Below are 14,663 nucleotides of genomic sequence, written 5' to 3'. Positions count from 1 at the left end.
GCCGGCGCCGCGCACGGAGCACGGGCCCGACCGCGCCTCCAGAAGCTCGACCGTGCCCCCGGCAGCGTGTCCCTAGGAGATGGCGCCCGGGGTGATCAGGCCGGTCTCGTAGGCCAGGACCACGGCCTGCACCCGGTCGCGCAGGCCGAGTTTGGTGAGCACGTTGCCCACATGGGTCTTGACCGTCGTCTCACTCACCACGAGCTCGGCGGCGATCTCCGCGTTCGACATGCCCCGGGCGATCAGCCGCAGGACCTCCAGCTCGCGCTCGGTGAGCCGGTCGAGGCGGGCCGGGGTGGACTGCTGATGAGCCGAGGGCAGGTGCGCCCCGAACCTGTCCAGCAGCCGCCGCGTGACGCTCGGTGCGACGATGGCGTCCCCGGCCGCGACCACCCGGATGGCCTGCACCAGATCCTCCGGCGGGACGTCCTTGAGCAGAAACCCGCTGGCCCCGGCGCGCAGCGCCTCCACGATGTACTCGTCCAGGTCGAAGGTGGTCAGCACCAGCACCCTGGGCACATGGGCCCCACCCGCGGCCTCCCGCACGATCCGGCGGGTCGCCTCTATGCCGTCCACACCCGGCATCCGGATGTCCATCAGTACCACGTCGGGCATCAGCGCACGCGACTGGTCCTGAGCGGCCTTGCCGTCCCCGGCCTCGCCGACCACGGTGACGTCCGGCTCCGCCTCCAGGATCAGGCGGAAACCGGTGCGCAGCAGTGGCTGGTCGTCCACCAGTAACACTCTGATCGTCATCACACGTCCTTGAGGGGGAACCGGGCATCGACCTCGAATCCGCCCTCCGGACGCGGGCCGATCCTCAGAACTCCACCATAGAGGGCGACGCGTTCGCGAATGCCGACCAGCCCGTGCCCGGTCTGGTCGCCGGGGTGGAGGACCTCGGGGCCGCGGCCGTCGTCCTCGACCTGTACGGCCAGCTCGCCCGGCTCCTGCCGTACCGTGACCCAGGCCCGGGCCCGCGGGCCCGCGTGCCGCAGGCTGTTGGTGAGCGCCTCCTGGACCAGCCGGTAGGCGGCCAGGTCGACGCCGGGCGGCAGCGGTCCTGTCTCGCCTCCCATCTGCAGCTGCGTCTGCAGGCCCGCCTCGCGCATCTGGTCGACCAGCGTGGGGATCTCCCGCACCCCCGGCTGGGGGTTGCGCTCGGCGGGCGCCGCGTCGGTCCTGAGCACGCCCACAAGGTTGCGCATCTCGGCCATCGCGGTGCGGCCCATCTCCTCGATCGCCGACAACGCCTCCCGGGCGCCGTCGGGGTTGGTGGCCAGCACCCGGCGCGCCGCGGAGGCTTGGACGGTCATCACGCTCACGTGGTGGGCGATCACGTCATGCAGCTCGCGGGCGATGCGGGAGCGCTCCTCGGCCCTGGCCGCCCGGGTGTCGGCGTCCCGGGCCCGCTCCATCCGCGCTGCCCGGTCGCGCAGCTCGGCGCGGTAGGCGCGGCGCAGCCGGACGCTTCGGCCGGCGATCCACAGGGTCATGGTCAGGATCGCCACGAACAGCTGGCCCGTCCGGTCGCCGAGCCCGTCGGCCGCCACCATCAGGACGGCCCGGCAGATGAGGCTCAACGCCAGCGCGCACAGGCTGAGCGCCAGGCCGCGGTGGGCGGCGGCCGTGTAGACCAGCACCAGCGCGGCCACCCAGAGCAGGGAACCGCTGTGGGCCAGCGACGCCAGCGTCACCTCCACGAGGCTGACCAGCAAGAGCATCGTGAGCGGCCGGCTGCGGCGCAGCGCCGGAGACAGGCAGCCGGCCACGATCAGGGCGAGATCCAGCGCACCGGGCCTCTCGGAGCCGGTCGGGGCCGCGAAGGGGAGGGCGACGTAGGCGCAGGGCAGCGCGGCGGCGGCCAGCAGCACGGCCAAGGCGGCGTCGAGGATCGGGGAGTGTCCGTGGAGCCAGGCCCGCAGGCCGCCCGGGGGGTTGCGCACACAATCAATTTAGGCGTCCTGCTCCCGCCGCCACCCTGCCGCAGGGGGATATCGCCCTCATCCCCACGGATGACTCCCCGGGAAGCCGTGCGGGGAGACGGCGAAACCGATCTCCGGGGAACCGTGCGGGGAGACGGCGAAACCGGTCCCCGGGGCCCCGCGCCGGGAGACGGTGAGACCCGGTGTCGTCCACCGGGAACGGCCCGCTGTCCACGGCCGCCCCCACCGCCCCGCGCCGCGGGTGGGGGTCAGAGCTCGTCGGTGGCCGCCCGGGACGTGCGGCGGGTGCTACGCACGGTGTCGCCCGGCTGCCGCTCGGGCAGCGGCGGGGGAGTGCCGCCGAACTGCGGGCACAGCTCCTGATAGCTGCACCAGTCGCACAGGCGGCTGGGCCGGGGAGGCCACTCGCCGGTCTCCATCGCCCGCTCGATGGCCGTCCACAGTGCCTGCACCTTGCGCTCGGTGGCGCGCAGGTCGGCCTCGTCGGGGGCGTAGCGCAGCACCTCACCGCCGCCTCCGAGATACATCAGCTGCAGCAGGCGGGGCACCGACCCGTGCAGCCGCCACAGCGTCAGCGCGTAGAACTTCATCTGGAACAGCGCCTTGGCCTCGAAGGCCGGTCCCGGGGCGCTGCCGGTCTTGTAGTCGACCACGCGGACCTCGCCGGTGGGTGCGACGTCCAGCCGGTCGATGTAACCTCGCAGCATCAGGCCGCTGTCGAGCACCGCCTCGACGTACAGCTCCCGCTCGGCGGGCTCCAGGCAGGTGGGATCCTCCAGGGTGAAGTAGCGCTCCAGCATGGAGCGGGCCTGGGCCAGCCACTGGGACAGCTCGCGGTCGTCGGCGAACATGTCACCGTAGGCCGGGTCCTCGGCCAGCAGCCTGCGCCACTGCGGCTCCAGCAGCTCCAGCGCCGCGGCGACCGTGCGCGCGGGCGCGGGGAGATCGTAGAGACGCTCCAGCACCGAGTGGACCATCGTGCCGCGCACCGCGGCGGGCGACGGAGGCTCGGGCAGCCGGTCGATCACCCGGAACCGGTAGAGCAACGGGCACGTCATGAAGTCACCGGCGCGGGACGGCGACAGCGCTCCGATGATCGTGGGCTCGGTCAGTGGCATGTCCGCACTGTAGGTCACCCTGACGACAGTTTGCGCTCAAGGTGGCCGCACGACGTCTGCCGACGGCCCGATGGCGCGTAGCATCGAGGCCTGAGGACGAAGTGAACGAGGAGTGGTGAGCCAGCGGTGAGCAGTGAGAGCCCGCGCCAGGACAACCCAGGACTGCGGATGGGCCGGCCGTTCGGCATCCCGGTGTACGTCTCGCCGACCTGGCTCATCGTGGCGGCGTTCATCACCTACAGCTTCCAGCCCAACGTGGTCGCCCGGCTGCCCGAGCTGAGCCTCCCGCTGACCTATGTCGTCGCGTTCGTCTTCGCCGTGCTGCTTTACGTGTCGGTGCTGCTGCACGAGCTGGCGCACTCCGTGGTCGCCAAGATGTACGGCCTGCCGGTCCGCCGCATCACGCTCTACCTGCTCGGCGGCGTCTCGGAGATCGAACGCGAACCGGAGACCCCCGGCCGGGAGTTCATGGTCGCCTTCGTCGGGCCGCTGCTCTCGCTCGGGCTGGCCGGGATCGGGTTCGCCGCCTCCCGGTTCATCGACCCCTACACCATCCTCGGCGTGCTGACCTTCCAGCTCTGGTTCGCCAACCTGATCGTCGGGATCTTCAACCTCCTGCCGGGGCTGCCGCTCGACGGCGGCCGCATGCTGCGGGCCGGCGTCTGGAAGGTCACGCGCAACCCCGGCTCGGGCACGATCGTCGCTGCCTGGGCGGGCCGCGTGCTCGCCGTCGTCCTGGTCGCGGTCCCCGTCGGCCTGGCGCTGATGAGCGGACAGACGCCGGGCTGGGAGCTGCTCTGGCCGGTGCTGCTGTCCTCCTTCATCTGGTTCGGTGCCACGCAGTCGCTGCGCGGCGCCCGGGTGCGCGCCCGCATCCCGCAGGTCAACGCCCGCGCTCTGGCCAGGCGGGCCATCGCGGTGACCGGTGACCTGCCGCTGGCCGAGGCGCTGCGCCGGGCGGCGGAGGCCCAGGCGGGAGCGATGGTGGTGGTCGACCACGAGGGCCGCCCGACCGGGATCGTCAACGAGGTCGCGGTGGAGGCCACACCGGAGAACCGCCGCCCCTGGGTGACGGCAGGGTCGCTGGCGCGCAACCTCGAACCGTCTCTGGTGCTGGCCGCCGACCTGTCGGGGGAGTCCCTGATCGACGCCATGCGTGAGGCGCCCGCGGGAGAATACCTCCTCGTGGAGCGGGGCGGCGAGATCTTCGGGGTGCTGGCCACGTCGGATGTGAACCGGGTTTTCAGCGGGGTCTGAGCGAGCCACCGCGAGCGGCTCGGGCCGGCCGGCCCCGTTCGATCCGCCGGCGCTCGTTCGCGAAGGTCTTCTGCTGTACTTTTTGCTACGGTCCGGTGCAGTCGATTTCACTGATCCGATTCCTTCGGCCGCATTCCGGACGCGTTTCATCGTGGTGCGGACGTGCGTGTGGCCGGTGGCGGACGATCCGATGCGGGTGCCGTTCATCCGATGGCGTTTTCGGGAGGGAGAGTCCTGTGACCGACGAGGGTTTCGGAGTGGTGCGTCCGCTTCCGGGCAACGGGCTGGTCGCCCATGTGGGTGGTCTGCTGCTGGTGTGTGACGCGGCCGAGGCCGTCGTGGAGGACCTGCTGGGGGCGTTGAGGGAGACCGCCGCCTCGGGTGGTGACGGCCGCGCGCTGGCCCGCCGCGTCGCCCAGGTACTGGCGGTCATGATGGGCGAGCCTGTGGCGTGCGCCGTCGCCGGTCCCGTCGCCGGGGGAGTGGCCGTGCTGGTCAGCGGTCCGGCGTTCGCGTCGGTCATCGGCTCGGGGGGTGAGGTCAAGCTGGCCGGGCGTGACGCGCTCACCTGGTCCGACCGGCTGGTACCCGGCCCGGTGACCCGGGTGGAGCTGCGCCTGCCCGAGGCCGGGACGGCGCATCCGCTCGCCCGGCTGGACGGCGGCGTGATCGTCGGCGGCGGCGTCTGGTGCGAGCCGGACGAGGCGGGGGCGGCACCGGCCGCCCAGCGGTCCGCGCCCCAGGCGGAGGCCGCTCCGCAGCCCGCTCAGCCGGCCGTGCCCCACGCGGAGCCCTCCTCCCGGCCCGAGCAGCCGTCGCCCTCCGCGAGCACCGAGTGGCCGGCGCCGCCCGCGCCCTACCCGATGAGCTCGCCCGAGCACTATCCACCGGTCACCGCCCCGCCGCCCGTGCCGGAGCCGCAGGCGTTGCAGTCCGAGCCCCTGCCCGTCCCGCCGCAGGGCGCGGTGTCCGGGCCGGTCCCGCACGAGGACCTGGAGGCCGCCGGGGCGAGCGCGGCCGGCGGCGATCCCGCCGACGTCCGCGACCAGCCGTTCGACCACGACCCGCCGGTCCCGCGGGGCCCGCAGTCCGGGCCCGGGCCCGAGCCGGAGTCGCGACCGCTGGTCTACGGGGTGGACTGCAAGAACGACCACTTCAACGACCCGCGTGTGCCGTACTGCGCGGTCTGCGGCATCGCACTGGTGCAGCGCACGCTCGTCCCCTACAAGGGGCCGCGCCCGCCGCTGGGCGTGTTGCTCCTGGACGACGGCATGGCGCTCCGCCTCGACACCGACTACCTCGTCGGCCGTGACCCCGAGCGGGCCCCGGAGGTCGCCGACGGGTCGGTGCGTCCCGCCAAGGTCACCAGCCCCGACGGCTCGGTGTCCCGCCGCCACCTGCGGGTGGCGCTGGACGGCTGGGACGTCAACCTGATCGACCTGGGTTCGGTCAACGGCACCCAGATCCAGCCGCCGGGCGACCCCAACTTCTACGACATCCCGCCGAACGAGGCGGTCGCGATCCTGCCCGGCACGACCGTGCGGATCGGGGTCTCCCGCACCATGCGCTACGAGTCGCACCGCAACGGCTAGGAGAACGGCTAAGCGGACAAGGTTCCAACGGGCGGCGGCTCGGGCGGCCGCTCCCGCTGAGGCTCGCACGGCGGCACGGCCGGGCGCCTTCCGCCGGGGCGGACGCCCTTTCCCGGGGTCCTCGGGGCGGTCGTCGTTTCCCGGGTTCCCGGGGGTGGACGCCGTTTCCCGGGTTCCCCGGGGGCGGTCGCCGGGCGCCGCTATGCGCCGGTGTCCCGAAGCCGGTCCAGCTCGGCGTGGAGCAGCCTTTCCATGCGGTCGGCGCCGAGCTCGTCGGGATAGAGCAGGCGGTGCACGCTCAGCCCGTCCACCAGGGCCAGCAGCCGTTCGGCGACGTCGCCGAGGTCCTCCTCAGTGGTGATCTCCCCGGTGTCGGCCGCCGCGCCGAGCAGGCTGCACACCAGATAGCGCAGCTCCTCGGCCTCGGCGCGCTGGGCCTCCAGCATCGTCGGGCTGGTCAGGCTCCGGCTCCAGAAACCGATCTCCAGCCCGCTCTCCCGGGCGCGCTCGTCGTCCAGTGGCAGGTTGTCGAGCAGGAGCTCGCGCAGGGCGGCCAGCCCGTCGCGACCGGCCAGCTTGCCGCGCAGCCGCTCCACGATGCGCCGGTGCGAGGAGCGCAGCGCCGACAGCATGATGTCGTCCTTGTCGGCGAAGTAGTGGGTGAGCACACCGTTGGAGTAACCGGCCTCCTTGGCGATGGCCCTGGTGGTGGCCGCCTCGATGCCCTCGCGGAGGATGATGCGGCGGGCGGCCTCGACGACTTCCTCCCGGCGCTCTCCATGATCGACGATCTTCGGCAAATTGAACCCCTCCTCGGCTTTCTCGTTGACATGGTATTCGGGCGCCCGTCTATTATCCGCTCAAGACATGAGGAGGACTCGCTATGGCCGTCATCACCGTCGGGGTGCACATCGTGGACGTGCTCGCCCGGCCCGTGGAGTCGATCCCGGACGGGCAGGACACCCACCTGCTGGAGCAGATCCGCATCACCGCGGCCGGCGCGGCCGCCGGGACCGCCGTCGGCCTGGCCGGGATCGGCGTCCCGGTCGCCTCGCTGGGGGCGGTCGGCGACGACGAGCTCGGCGACTTCCTCGTCATGGTCATGGCGCGGCACGGGGTGGACGTCGGCGGCATCGTCCGCAAGAAGGGCGAGCAGACCGCCGCCTCGATCCTGCCCATCCGGCCCGACGGCGGGCGCCCGTCGTTCCACGTGCCCGGGACCAACCTCGGCCTGTCCCTCGCCGATCTCGACCGCGAACGCGTCACCGGCGCACAGGTCGTGCACCTGGGCGGCATGGACGCGACCTGGGGCCTGCACGACCCTGACTTCTTCACCCTGCTGGCCGCGGCGCGGGAGGCGGGCACGATCGTCACGATGGACCTACTGTCCAATATGCCGGATCTGATGCGGGGAGCGCGGAGCTTTCTGCCGTATGTGGACTATTTCCTGCCCAACGAGGAACAGGCACTGATGATGAGCGGCGCCGCCGGCGCCGAGGAGGCCGCGCTCGCACTGCTGGACGAGGGACCCCGGGCCGTGCTCGTCACGCTGGGCGGCGAGGGCAGCCTGGTCGCCACCGCCTCCGGAGTCACCCGCCTGCCCGCCCTCGACGTCCCCGTGGTGGACACCACCGGCTGCGGTGACGCCTACTGCGCGGGGTTCATCGCCGGCCTGGTCGACGGCCTCGAGGTCGTGGACGCGGCCAGGCTCGGCACCGCGCTGGCCGCCCGGGTGGCCGGCGGCCTGGGCTCCGACGCCGGTCTCGCCGGGGCCCGGGAGCTGCGGGCCGCCGGATGAGCGAGCGGAGGCGGCCCCATGCGCGGTCCTGCGGGCGGCCTCGACCTGTCCGACCGCGACTGTCCCGACTGTGAAAGGGCGACACATGTCCATCGACGCCAACCTCAGGGAACGGGCCGCCAGGGTCGTCCCCGGCGGTATGTACGGCCATCTGAACGCGGCTCTGCACGGCCCCGGCTACCCGCAGTTCTTCGTCGGCGGCGAGGGGTGCCGCCAGCGCGACGTGGACGGCCGCGAGTACATCGACCTCATGTGCTCCTGGGGCCCCATCGTGCTCGGCCACCGCCACCCCACCGTGGAGGCCGCCGTCGCCGCCCGGCTCGCCGCGGGCGACTGCCTCAACGGCCCGGGCCCGGTCTACGTGGAGCTGGCGGAGCTGATGGTGGAGACCATCCCGCAGGCCGACTGGGTGATGTTCTCCAAGAACGGCACCGACGCCACCACCCAGGCACTCATGGTCGCCCGCGCCGCCACCGGCCGCACCAAGGTGCTCATGGCCCACGGTTCCTACCACGGAGCCGACCCCTGGTGCACGCCCAGCCCGTCGGGCACCACGCCCAGCGAGCGCGCCGACCTGATCGAGTACACCTACAACGACCTGGCCAGCGCCGAGGAGGCCGCGGCCCGGGCCGAGGGCGACGTCGCCGCGATCATCGTGACGCCTTTCAAGCACGACTCCTTCGAGGACCAGGAGCTCGCCGCGCCCGCTTTCGCCCGGGGCCTGCGGTCGCTGGCCGACCGGATCGGCGCGGCGCTGGTGATCGATGACGTGCGCGGCGGCTGGCGGCTCGACCTCGGCGGCTCCTGGGAGACGCTGGGCGTCCGTCCCGACCTGTACGCCTTCAGCAAGGCCATGGCCAACGGCTACCCGATCGCCGCCGTCACCGGTGTGGACTCACTGAGGGGACCCGCCCAGACGATCTACTCCACCGGATCGTTCTGGTTCAACGCCGTTCCGATGGCCGCGGCCAAGGCCACCATCGAGACCCTGCGCGACATCGGCGGCGTCGCCCTGATGGAGCGGGCGGGCACCCGTCTGCGCGAAGGTCTCGCCGCGCAGGCCGCCTCCCACGGCTTCGTGGTCCATCAGACCGGTCCGGTGCAGATCCCGTGGCTCTCCTTCGAAGGCGACGCCACCTTGGACAAGGGCATGTTCTGGTCCTCGGCCTGCCTGCGGGAGGGCGTCTACCTGCACCCCTGGCACAACTGGTTCCTGTCGGCCGCCCACACCGACGCCGACATCGACCGGGCCCTGCAGGGCACCGACGCCGCCTTCGCCAGGCTCAGGGAGAAGTTCGGCGCCGACTGAACCCTGTGCCGGCCGAACCCCGCGGCGGCGCGCCGGAACCGGTCAGGACGGCGCCACTCCGGCGGGGCCGTCCCCGCCGGGCCGGGGCGGCCGTACGGCCTGCCCCCGAGGCCGTACGGACTACGCCCGGGAACGCAGGCGGCACCACTGCAGGTCGTCCAGGCGCGTGTCGCCGGGTCCCGGCAGCAGCCCGCGCAGGAGGGCCTCCCGGGTGAAACCCGCGCTCTCCAGCACCCGATGCGAGGCGAGGTTGTCCGGGGAGGTGCCCGCGATGATCCGGGCCAGGGGGGTGTGCTCGAAGGCCCACTCCACGAGCAGGTTCACGGCCCGGGTGGTGAAGCCCTTGCCGCGGAACTCCGGCAGCATGCTGTAGCCCGTCATGGCCTGGCCCAGCGGCGGGACGATCGCGGTGAGCTGGATGTGTCCGGCGAAGGCGTCCGTCCCGGCGTCGCGGACGGCCGCCTCGACCCGGTCGCCCGCCAGCCAGCGCATGCCCGCCTCCTGGCAGAACCGCTCGCTCTCCACCGGGTCGGGGGCCTCCGGGGGAACGCTGTGCGCCACGACCTCCGGCAGGCTCTGCAGCGTGTGGTAGTCGTCGGCGTCGGCGGCGGTCAGCGGTGTCAGCCGTACCACGCCGTCAGACAGCGAGCCACCGGGAAAGCCGGGCAGGTACGGACGCACGCGGTCGCCGGAGTCGTCGGAGAGCCTGGCGAAGGACGCCAGGTCGCCGAAGGTGCCGTCGCGCCGGGCCTCGGCCGAGCGCTGCACGCCCTCAGGCTGGAACCCGGCGGCCAGCGCGACCCGCTGGCTGGCCAGGTTCTCCACGTCGGCCAGCAGCTCCATGCGCCGCACCCCCCGGGTGAAGGCCCACTCGGTCAGCGCCCTGGTGGCCGCCGTGGCGACCCCGCGTCCCCGGGCCCACGGTGCGATCATGTAGCCGATCTCGCCGTTGCCGCGCGGATCGAGGGCCTTGAGCCCGATGTTGCCCAGCCACTCGTCCGTCACGGCGTCCGCCACGGCGAAGGAGGCGCCGCCGCTCTCCCAGAGCCGCTCGGCCACCTTGAGGTAGCACAGCGCGTCGTCCCGGGTGTACGGCACGGGCACGGTCGGGATGAACCGGGCGATCTGCGGGTCGGCGCAGGCGCGGACGATCGGCTCGACGTCGTCGGCGCCGAGCGCGCGCAAGACGACGTGGCCGGCGGGAATCACATCTCGAGGAAACACCTTCCAAGTGCTATCAGCTACCCCTAAGGTGGGCGAATCCTTTTGGGGCCGCCGCCGGGCCGTCGCCGGGCGGGAGCCGCGTGGACGGGGCGGACGGGCCCGACTGGAATCGGCGGCGGCCGTACGCCGATAACCTTGCGGGCATGGGTTTTCGCAGGCATGGGCCGTTTCAGGCCGGGGATCAGGTTCAGCTCACCGACCCCAAGAACAAGCGCCACACGGTGACGCTGAAGGAAGACGGGGTCTTCCACACGCACAAGGGTGGAATCCCGCACAGCGAGCTGATCGGCCAGCCCGAGGGATCGGTGGTGCGCTCCTCCGGCGGCACCCAGTATCTGGCGTTCAGGCACCTGCTCCAGGACTACACGCTGTCCATGCCGCGCGGCGCGGCGGTCATCTACCCGAAGGACTCGGCGCAGATCGTCGCGATGGCCGACATCTTCCCCGGCGCGCGCGTCGTGGAGGCGGGGGTCGGCTCCGGCGCGCTCACCTGCTTCCTGCTGCGCGCGGTGGGCAATGAGGGCAGCGTCACCTCCTACGAGCGGCGTGAGGACTTCGCCGAGGTCGCCACCAAGAACGTGGAGAAGTTCTACGGTGGTCCGATGGACCAGTGGCGCCTGGTCGTGGGTGATTTCGTGGAGGCGCTCGACGAGAGCGACGTCGACCGGATCATCCTCGACATGCTCGCCCCGTGGGAGTGCGTCGACGCCGCGGCCAAGGCTCTCACCCCGGGCGGCGTCATCTGCTGTTATGTGGCCACCACCACGCAGTTGTCCCGCACGGTGGAAACTCTCCGCGAACACGGGAGTTTCACCGAGCCCCATGCGTGGGAGACCCTGGTTCGCGACTGGCATGTCGAGGGCTTGGCCGTGCGACCCGATCATCGGATGGTCGGGCACACCGGCTTCCTCGTCACCGCCCGTCGCATGGCGGACGGGGTGACGCCACCACCTCGTCGCAGGCGTCCGGCAAAGGGGGCACATGGCGAAGAGTCCAGTTCTTCCACCAGATGATGACGATTCGGCCACAACGGTACGTTTGCTCGTGACAAGGGAACAGAGTGACGTGTTCTTATGCTCCCAGGACTAAACGCACCATAAGGGATTAATCATTGCCTACTTAATGTAGCGATACGAACACTGCTCGGCCAGGTAAGGGACAGCCCCCAGATGGGTAGGGTTTTGAGTAGTCGGTCTCGACTGGGAAGGAGGTGACGCCGTGGCAGCTCGCGACGACGCTGAGGCTCGAGCCGCGCAGCGCGAACGGGAGGTCGCTGACCTCACAACACAGGTCTCCTTCCTGCAGGAGGAGCTCACCGCGCTACGTCGGAAGTTGACGGAGTCTCCCCGGCAGGCCAGGGTCCTCGAAGAGCGTCTCCATGAAGTGCAGGCGAATCTGGCGGCCGTCACCGGCCAGAACGAGCGTCTGGTGGCCACCCTCAAGGAGGCCAGAGACCAGATCGTCGCGCTGAAGGAGGAAGTCGACCGGTTGGCGCAGCCGCCGTCCGGGTTCGGCGTGTTCCTCGAAAGCAGGGAAGACGGCACGGTGGAGGTTTTCACCGGCGGCCGCAAACTCCGGGTGAACGTCAGTCCAGCCGTGGACGTCGACTCGCTGAAGCGTGGCCAGGAGGTCATGCTCAACGAGGCGCTCAACGTGGTCGAGGCCCTCGGATTCGAGGAGCTCGGCGAGATCGTGATGCTCAAGGAGCTCCTTGAGGACGGCCAGCGCGCGCTGGTGATCTCGCACGCCGACGAGGAGCGGGTGGTGAAACTGGCGGAGTCGTTGCTCGGCCAGCCGATCCGGGCGGGCGACTCGCTGCTGCTGGAACCGCGCTCGGGCTACGTCTACGAGCGCATTCCCAAGTCCGAGGTCGAAGAGCTCGTCCTGGAGGAGGTGCCCGACATCTCCTATGAGGAGATCGGCGGGCTCATGCGGCAGATCGAGCAGATCAGGGACGCGATCGAGCTTCCCTACCTGCACGCCGACCTCTTCCGCGAGCACAAGCTGCGTCCGCCGAAGGGTGTGCTGCTGTACGGCCCGCCCGGTTGCGGCAAGACGCTGATCGCCAAGGCCGTCGCCAACTCCCTGGCCAAGCAGGTCGCGGAGAAGACCGGCCAGTCCGGTAAGAGCTTCTTCCTCAACATCAAGGGTCCCGAGCTTCTCAACAAGTACGTCGGCGAGACCGAGCGGCACATCCGCCTGGTCTTCCAGCGGGCTCGTGAGAAGGCCTCCGAGGGCACCCCGGTGATCGTGTTCTTCGACGAGATGGACTCGATCTTCCGGACCCGAGGCTCGGGTGTCTCCTCCGACGTCGAGAACACCATCGTTCCCCAGCTCCTGTCGGAGATCGACGGCGTCGAGGGCCTGGAGAACGTGATCGTGATCGGCGCCTCCAACCGCGAGGACATGATCGACCCGGCGATCCTGCGGCCCGGCCGCCTGGACGTCAAGATCAAGATCGAGCGGCCGGACGCCGAGGCGGCGAAGGACATCTTCTCGAAGTACCTCATCGAAGACCTCCCCCTCCACCCCGAGGACCTCGCCGAGCACGGCGGCAGTCGCGAGGGCACCATCTCGGGCATGATCCAGCGGGTGGTCGAGCGGATGTACACCGAGAGCGAGGAGAACCGCTTCCTCGAGGTGACCTACGCCAACGGGGACAAGGAAGTCCTGTACTTCAAGGACTTCAACTCCGGCGCCATGATCCAGAACATCGTCGACCGCAGCAAGAAGATGGCGATCAAGCAGTTCCTCGAGTCCGGGCAGAAGGGCCTGCGGATCCAGCATCTGCTGGCGGCCTGCGTGGACGAGTTCTCCGAGAACGAGGACCTGCCCAACACCACCAACCCCGACGACTGGGCCCGCATCTCCGGCAAGAAGGGCGAGCGGATCGTCTACATCCGCACTCTCGTGACGGGCAAGCAGGGCACCGAGGCCGGCCGTTCCATCGACACGGTGGCCAACACCGGCCAATACCTCTGATGATGCCGGCGGCGCCCACCTGGCGCCGCCGGTAGCGCGCTCGGCGGCGCGGCCTCCTTGGCGAAGGGGCCGCGCCGCCGACGTTCACGGCCCGGTCCCGCCGTCGGCGTTCACGGTCCCGTCCCGGCCCCGGTGTTCACGACCTTCCTTCCGGCTTCCCGTCCGTCACGAAAGCGAGGCGACGTCACATGGAACCCAACTGATCACGTCGCCGTCCAAGTGGCGTGCATGAACATTTCGGCCCGGTCATCAGGTGACCGGCGCGGGGTCTCGTGAGACGGCTCGGGGGAGCGGCCGCCTCACCGAACTCGACCTCCTCCGCTTCGTCGCCGCCATGGCGGTGCTCGCCTTCCACTACTTCATCGCCTTCGCCTCGGTGTGGGGGGAGCGCCCGTCCAAGCTGTTCCCGGCGATCTCCACGCTGTCCGGCCTCGGCATCCTGGGCGTCGAACTGTTCTTCATGATCAGCGGATTCGTCATCCTGATGAGCGTCTGGGGTCGCGGGCTGGGCGCGTTCGCCCTGTCCCGGCTGGTGCGCCTGTTCCCCGCCTACTGGGTCAGCGTCGGCGTCACGGCGGCGGTCTACGGCCTGGGCGCCGCCACCGCCCTGGACCCCAAGCTCAGCCTCGGCGAGTACGGGGTCAACCTCACGATGCTCCAGCGGGCCTTCGGCGTCTACGACGCCAACGGCGTCTACTGGTCGCTGTGGGTGGAGCTCCGGTTCTACCTGTTGATCTCGGTCCTGGTGATCGTCGGGGTGACGCTCAACCGCTGCCTGATCTTCATGGGCGTCTGGCTGCTGGCGGCGGGGTTCTTCGCGGGCAGCGAGGACAAGTGGGTCGATCTCATAGTGATGCCCAAATACGCGGCGTACTTCGTCGGTGGCATGGCCTTCTTCCTGATGACCAGGCATGGGCCCAAGCTGGTTCTGTGGTGCCTGGCCGGGATCAGCGCGGGCCTGGCGGTCAACGCGGCGATCGACCGGGTCGCCGGGCGGATCGAGAAGGTCGGCTACACCGCGATGCCCGTGCCCGAGTGGGCCGTCGCCGCCGCGATCATCTGTTTCTACGTGCTCATGGCGATGGTGGCGCTGGGCTGGCTGGGCTGGCTGCGCTGGCGCGGCCTGGTCGTCCTGGGCGCCCTGACCTATCCGCTCTACCTGTTCCACACCACGGCCGCGGTCGTGGTCGTACCCGCCCTGCGGGACACGCTGCCGCCCTGGCTGACCGCCGTGGTCACCGTACTGAGCGCGACGGCCTTCTCCTATCTGGTGTACCGGGTGGCCGAACGGCCCCTCCAAGAGTTCGTCAAGGCCAGACGCCGGCGTGGGGCCGCACCGCCGTCTGCGCCGACCTCCCCGCCGCCGCAGGCTCCCTTCGCGACGGGCGAAAAGGCCTCGGTGCCATAACTGTCCGGCCACCGGGCATAGTGAAGGGT

Annotated in this window: 12 protein-coding genes; 7 read left to right on the top strand and 5 right to left on the bottom strand. The window is 70.9% G+C overall.

The window, feature by feature from the left end:
• Window positions 1-72: 72 nt before the first annotated feature.
• The 3 genes from ACQPYK_RS30605 to ACQPYK_RS30595 form a co-directional block, all read right to left on the bottom strand.
• The gene (locus ACQPYK_RS30605; protein WP_433238339.1) at window positions 73-756 is read right to left on the bottom strand and encodes a response regulator; all 684 of its coding nucleotides are present in this window, start codon (window positions 754-756) and stop codon (window positions 73-75) included.
• Window positions 756-1,946: a sensor histidine kinase gene (locus tag ACQPYK_RS30600; protein ID WP_433238336.1), complete on the bottom strand. Its 1,191-nt coding sequence runs from the start codon at window positions 1,944-1,946 to the stop codon at window positions 756-758. The genes ACQPYK_RS30605 and ACQPYK_RS30600 overlap by 1 nt, the downstream gene beginning before the upstream one ends.
• A 248-nt stretch (window positions 1,947-2,194) precedes the next feature.
• Entirely contained in the window at window positions 2,195-3,064 is an 870-nt protein-coding gene (locus ACQPYK_RS30595) for a RecB family exonuclease (protein WP_433238333.1), read from the bottom strand.
• A 168-nt stretch (window positions 3,065-3,232) separates the two neighbouring features.
• On the opposite strand from ACQPYK_RS30595, the gene ACQPYK_RS30590 reads away from it, so the two are divergent.
• Both ACQPYK_RS30590 and ACQPYK_RS30585 read left to right on the top strand, forming a co-directional pair.
• Complete coding sequence (locus ACQPYK_RS30590) at window positions 3,233-4,321, top strand: site-2 protease family protein (RefSeq protein WP_433258948.1); 1,089 nt, start codon at window positions 3,233-3,235, stop codon at window positions 4,319-4,321.
• A gap of 236 nt (window positions 4,322-4,557) precedes the next feature.
• Complete coding sequence (locus ACQPYK_RS30585) at window positions 4,558-5,913, top strand: FHA domain-containing protein (protein ID WP_433238330.1); 1,356 nt, start codon at window positions 4,558-4,560, stop codon at window positions 5,911-5,913.
• A gap of 200 nt (window positions 5,914-6,113) precedes the next feature.
• Here ACQPYK_RS30585 and ACQPYK_RS30580 read toward each other — a convergent pair whose 3' ends face one another.
• Window positions 6,114-6,713, bottom strand: a complete 600-nt coding sequence (locus tag ACQPYK_RS30580) for a TetR/AcrR family transcriptional regulator (RefSeq protein ID WP_433238327.1) — start codon at window positions 6,711-6,713, stop codon at window positions 6,114-6,116.
• Window positions 6,714-6,796: 83 nt separating this feature from the next.
• Between ACQPYK_RS30580 and ACQPYK_RS30575 the strand changes: the two genes are divergently transcribed.
• Window positions 6,797-7,711, top strand: a complete 915-nt coding sequence (locus ACQPYK_RS30575) for a carbohydrate kinase family protein (RefSeq protein WP_433238324.1) — start codon at window positions 6,797-6,799, stop codon at window positions 7,709-7,711.
• A gap of 85 nt (window positions 7,712-7,796) precedes the next feature.
• Entirely contained in the window at window positions 7,797-9,020 is a 1,224-nt protein-coding gene (locus ACQPYK_RS30570) for an aminotransferase class III-fold pyridoxal phosphate-dependent enzyme (protein WP_433238321.1), read from the top strand.
• 120 nt (window positions 9,021-9,140) lie between these two features.
• Here the strand turns inward: ACQPYK_RS30570 and ACQPYK_RS30565 are convergent, their stop codons facing one another.
• Window positions 9,141-10,244 (bottom strand): GNAT family N-acetyltransferase, encoded by a 1,104-nt coding sequence (locus tag ACQPYK_RS30565; protein WP_433238318.1) that lies wholly within the window; start codon window positions 10,242-10,244, stop codon window positions 9,141-9,143.
• Between the two features lie 143 nt (window positions 10,245-10,387).
• Between ACQPYK_RS30565 and ACQPYK_RS30560 the strand changes: the two genes are divergently transcribed.
• The 3 genes from ACQPYK_RS30560 to ACQPYK_RS30550 all read left to right on the top strand — a co-directional run bounded on the left by ACQPYK_RS30560 (window position 10,388) and on the right by ACQPYK_RS30550 (window position 14,634).
• Window positions 10,388-11,257, top strand: a complete 870-nt coding sequence (locus ACQPYK_RS30560) for a tRNA (adenine-N1)-methyltransferase (protein WP_433238315.1) — start codon at window positions 10,388-10,390, stop codon at window positions 11,255-11,257.
• 205 nt (window positions 11,258-11,462) lie between these two features.
• Complete coding sequence (gene arc, locus ACQPYK_RS30555) at window positions 11,463-13,226, top strand: proteasome ATPase (protein WP_433238312.1); 1,764 nt, start codon at window positions 11,463-11,465, stop codon at window positions 13,224-13,226.
• A gap of 253 nt (window positions 13,227-13,479) precedes the next feature.
• Window positions 13,480-14,634 carry an acyltransferase family protein gene (locus ACQPYK_RS30550; RefSeq protein WP_433238309.1) on the top strand — a complete coding sequence of 385 codons (1,155 nt, stop codon included), beginning with the start codon at window positions 13,480-13,482 and terminating at the stop codon, window positions 14,632-14,634.
• The last annotated feature ends 29 nt before the right edge of the window (window positions 14,635-14,663 follow it).

The sequence above is a fragment of the Streptosporangium sp. CA-135522 genome, assembly GCF_050949235.1.
Lineage (GTDB): Bacteria > Actinomycetota > Actinomycetes > Streptosporangiales > Streptosporangiaceae > Streptosporangium.
Note: the sequence above shows the minus strand (reverse complement) of the source record. Positions and strands in the feature narration are given on the sequence as shown.

Coding starts and splice junctions, on each gene's coding strand:
- ACQPYK_RS30605 (WP_433238339.1), bottom strand. CDS start 756: ATGACGATCAGAGTGTTACTGGTGGACGACCAGCCACTGCTGCGCACC.
- ACQPYK_RS30595 (WP_433238333.1), bottom strand. CDS start 3,064: ATGCCACTGACCGAGCCCACGATCATCGGAGCGCTGTCGCCGTCCCGC.
- ACQPYK_RS30590 (WP_433258948.1), top strand. CDS start 3,233: ATGGGCCGGCCGTTCGGCATCCCGGTGTACGTCTCGCCGACCTGGCTC.
- ACQPYK_RS30575 (WP_433238324.1), top strand. CDS start 6,797: ATGGCCGTCATCACCGTCGGGGTGCACATCGTGGACGTGCTCGCCCGG.
- ACQPYK_RS30570 (WP_433238321.1), top strand. CDS start 7,797: ATGTCCATCGACGCCAACCTCAGGGAACGGGCCGCCAGGGTCGTCCCC.
- ACQPYK_RS30560 (WP_433238315.1), top strand. CDS start 10,388: ATGGGTTTTCGCAGGCATGGGCCGTTTCAGGCCGGGGATCAGGTTCAG.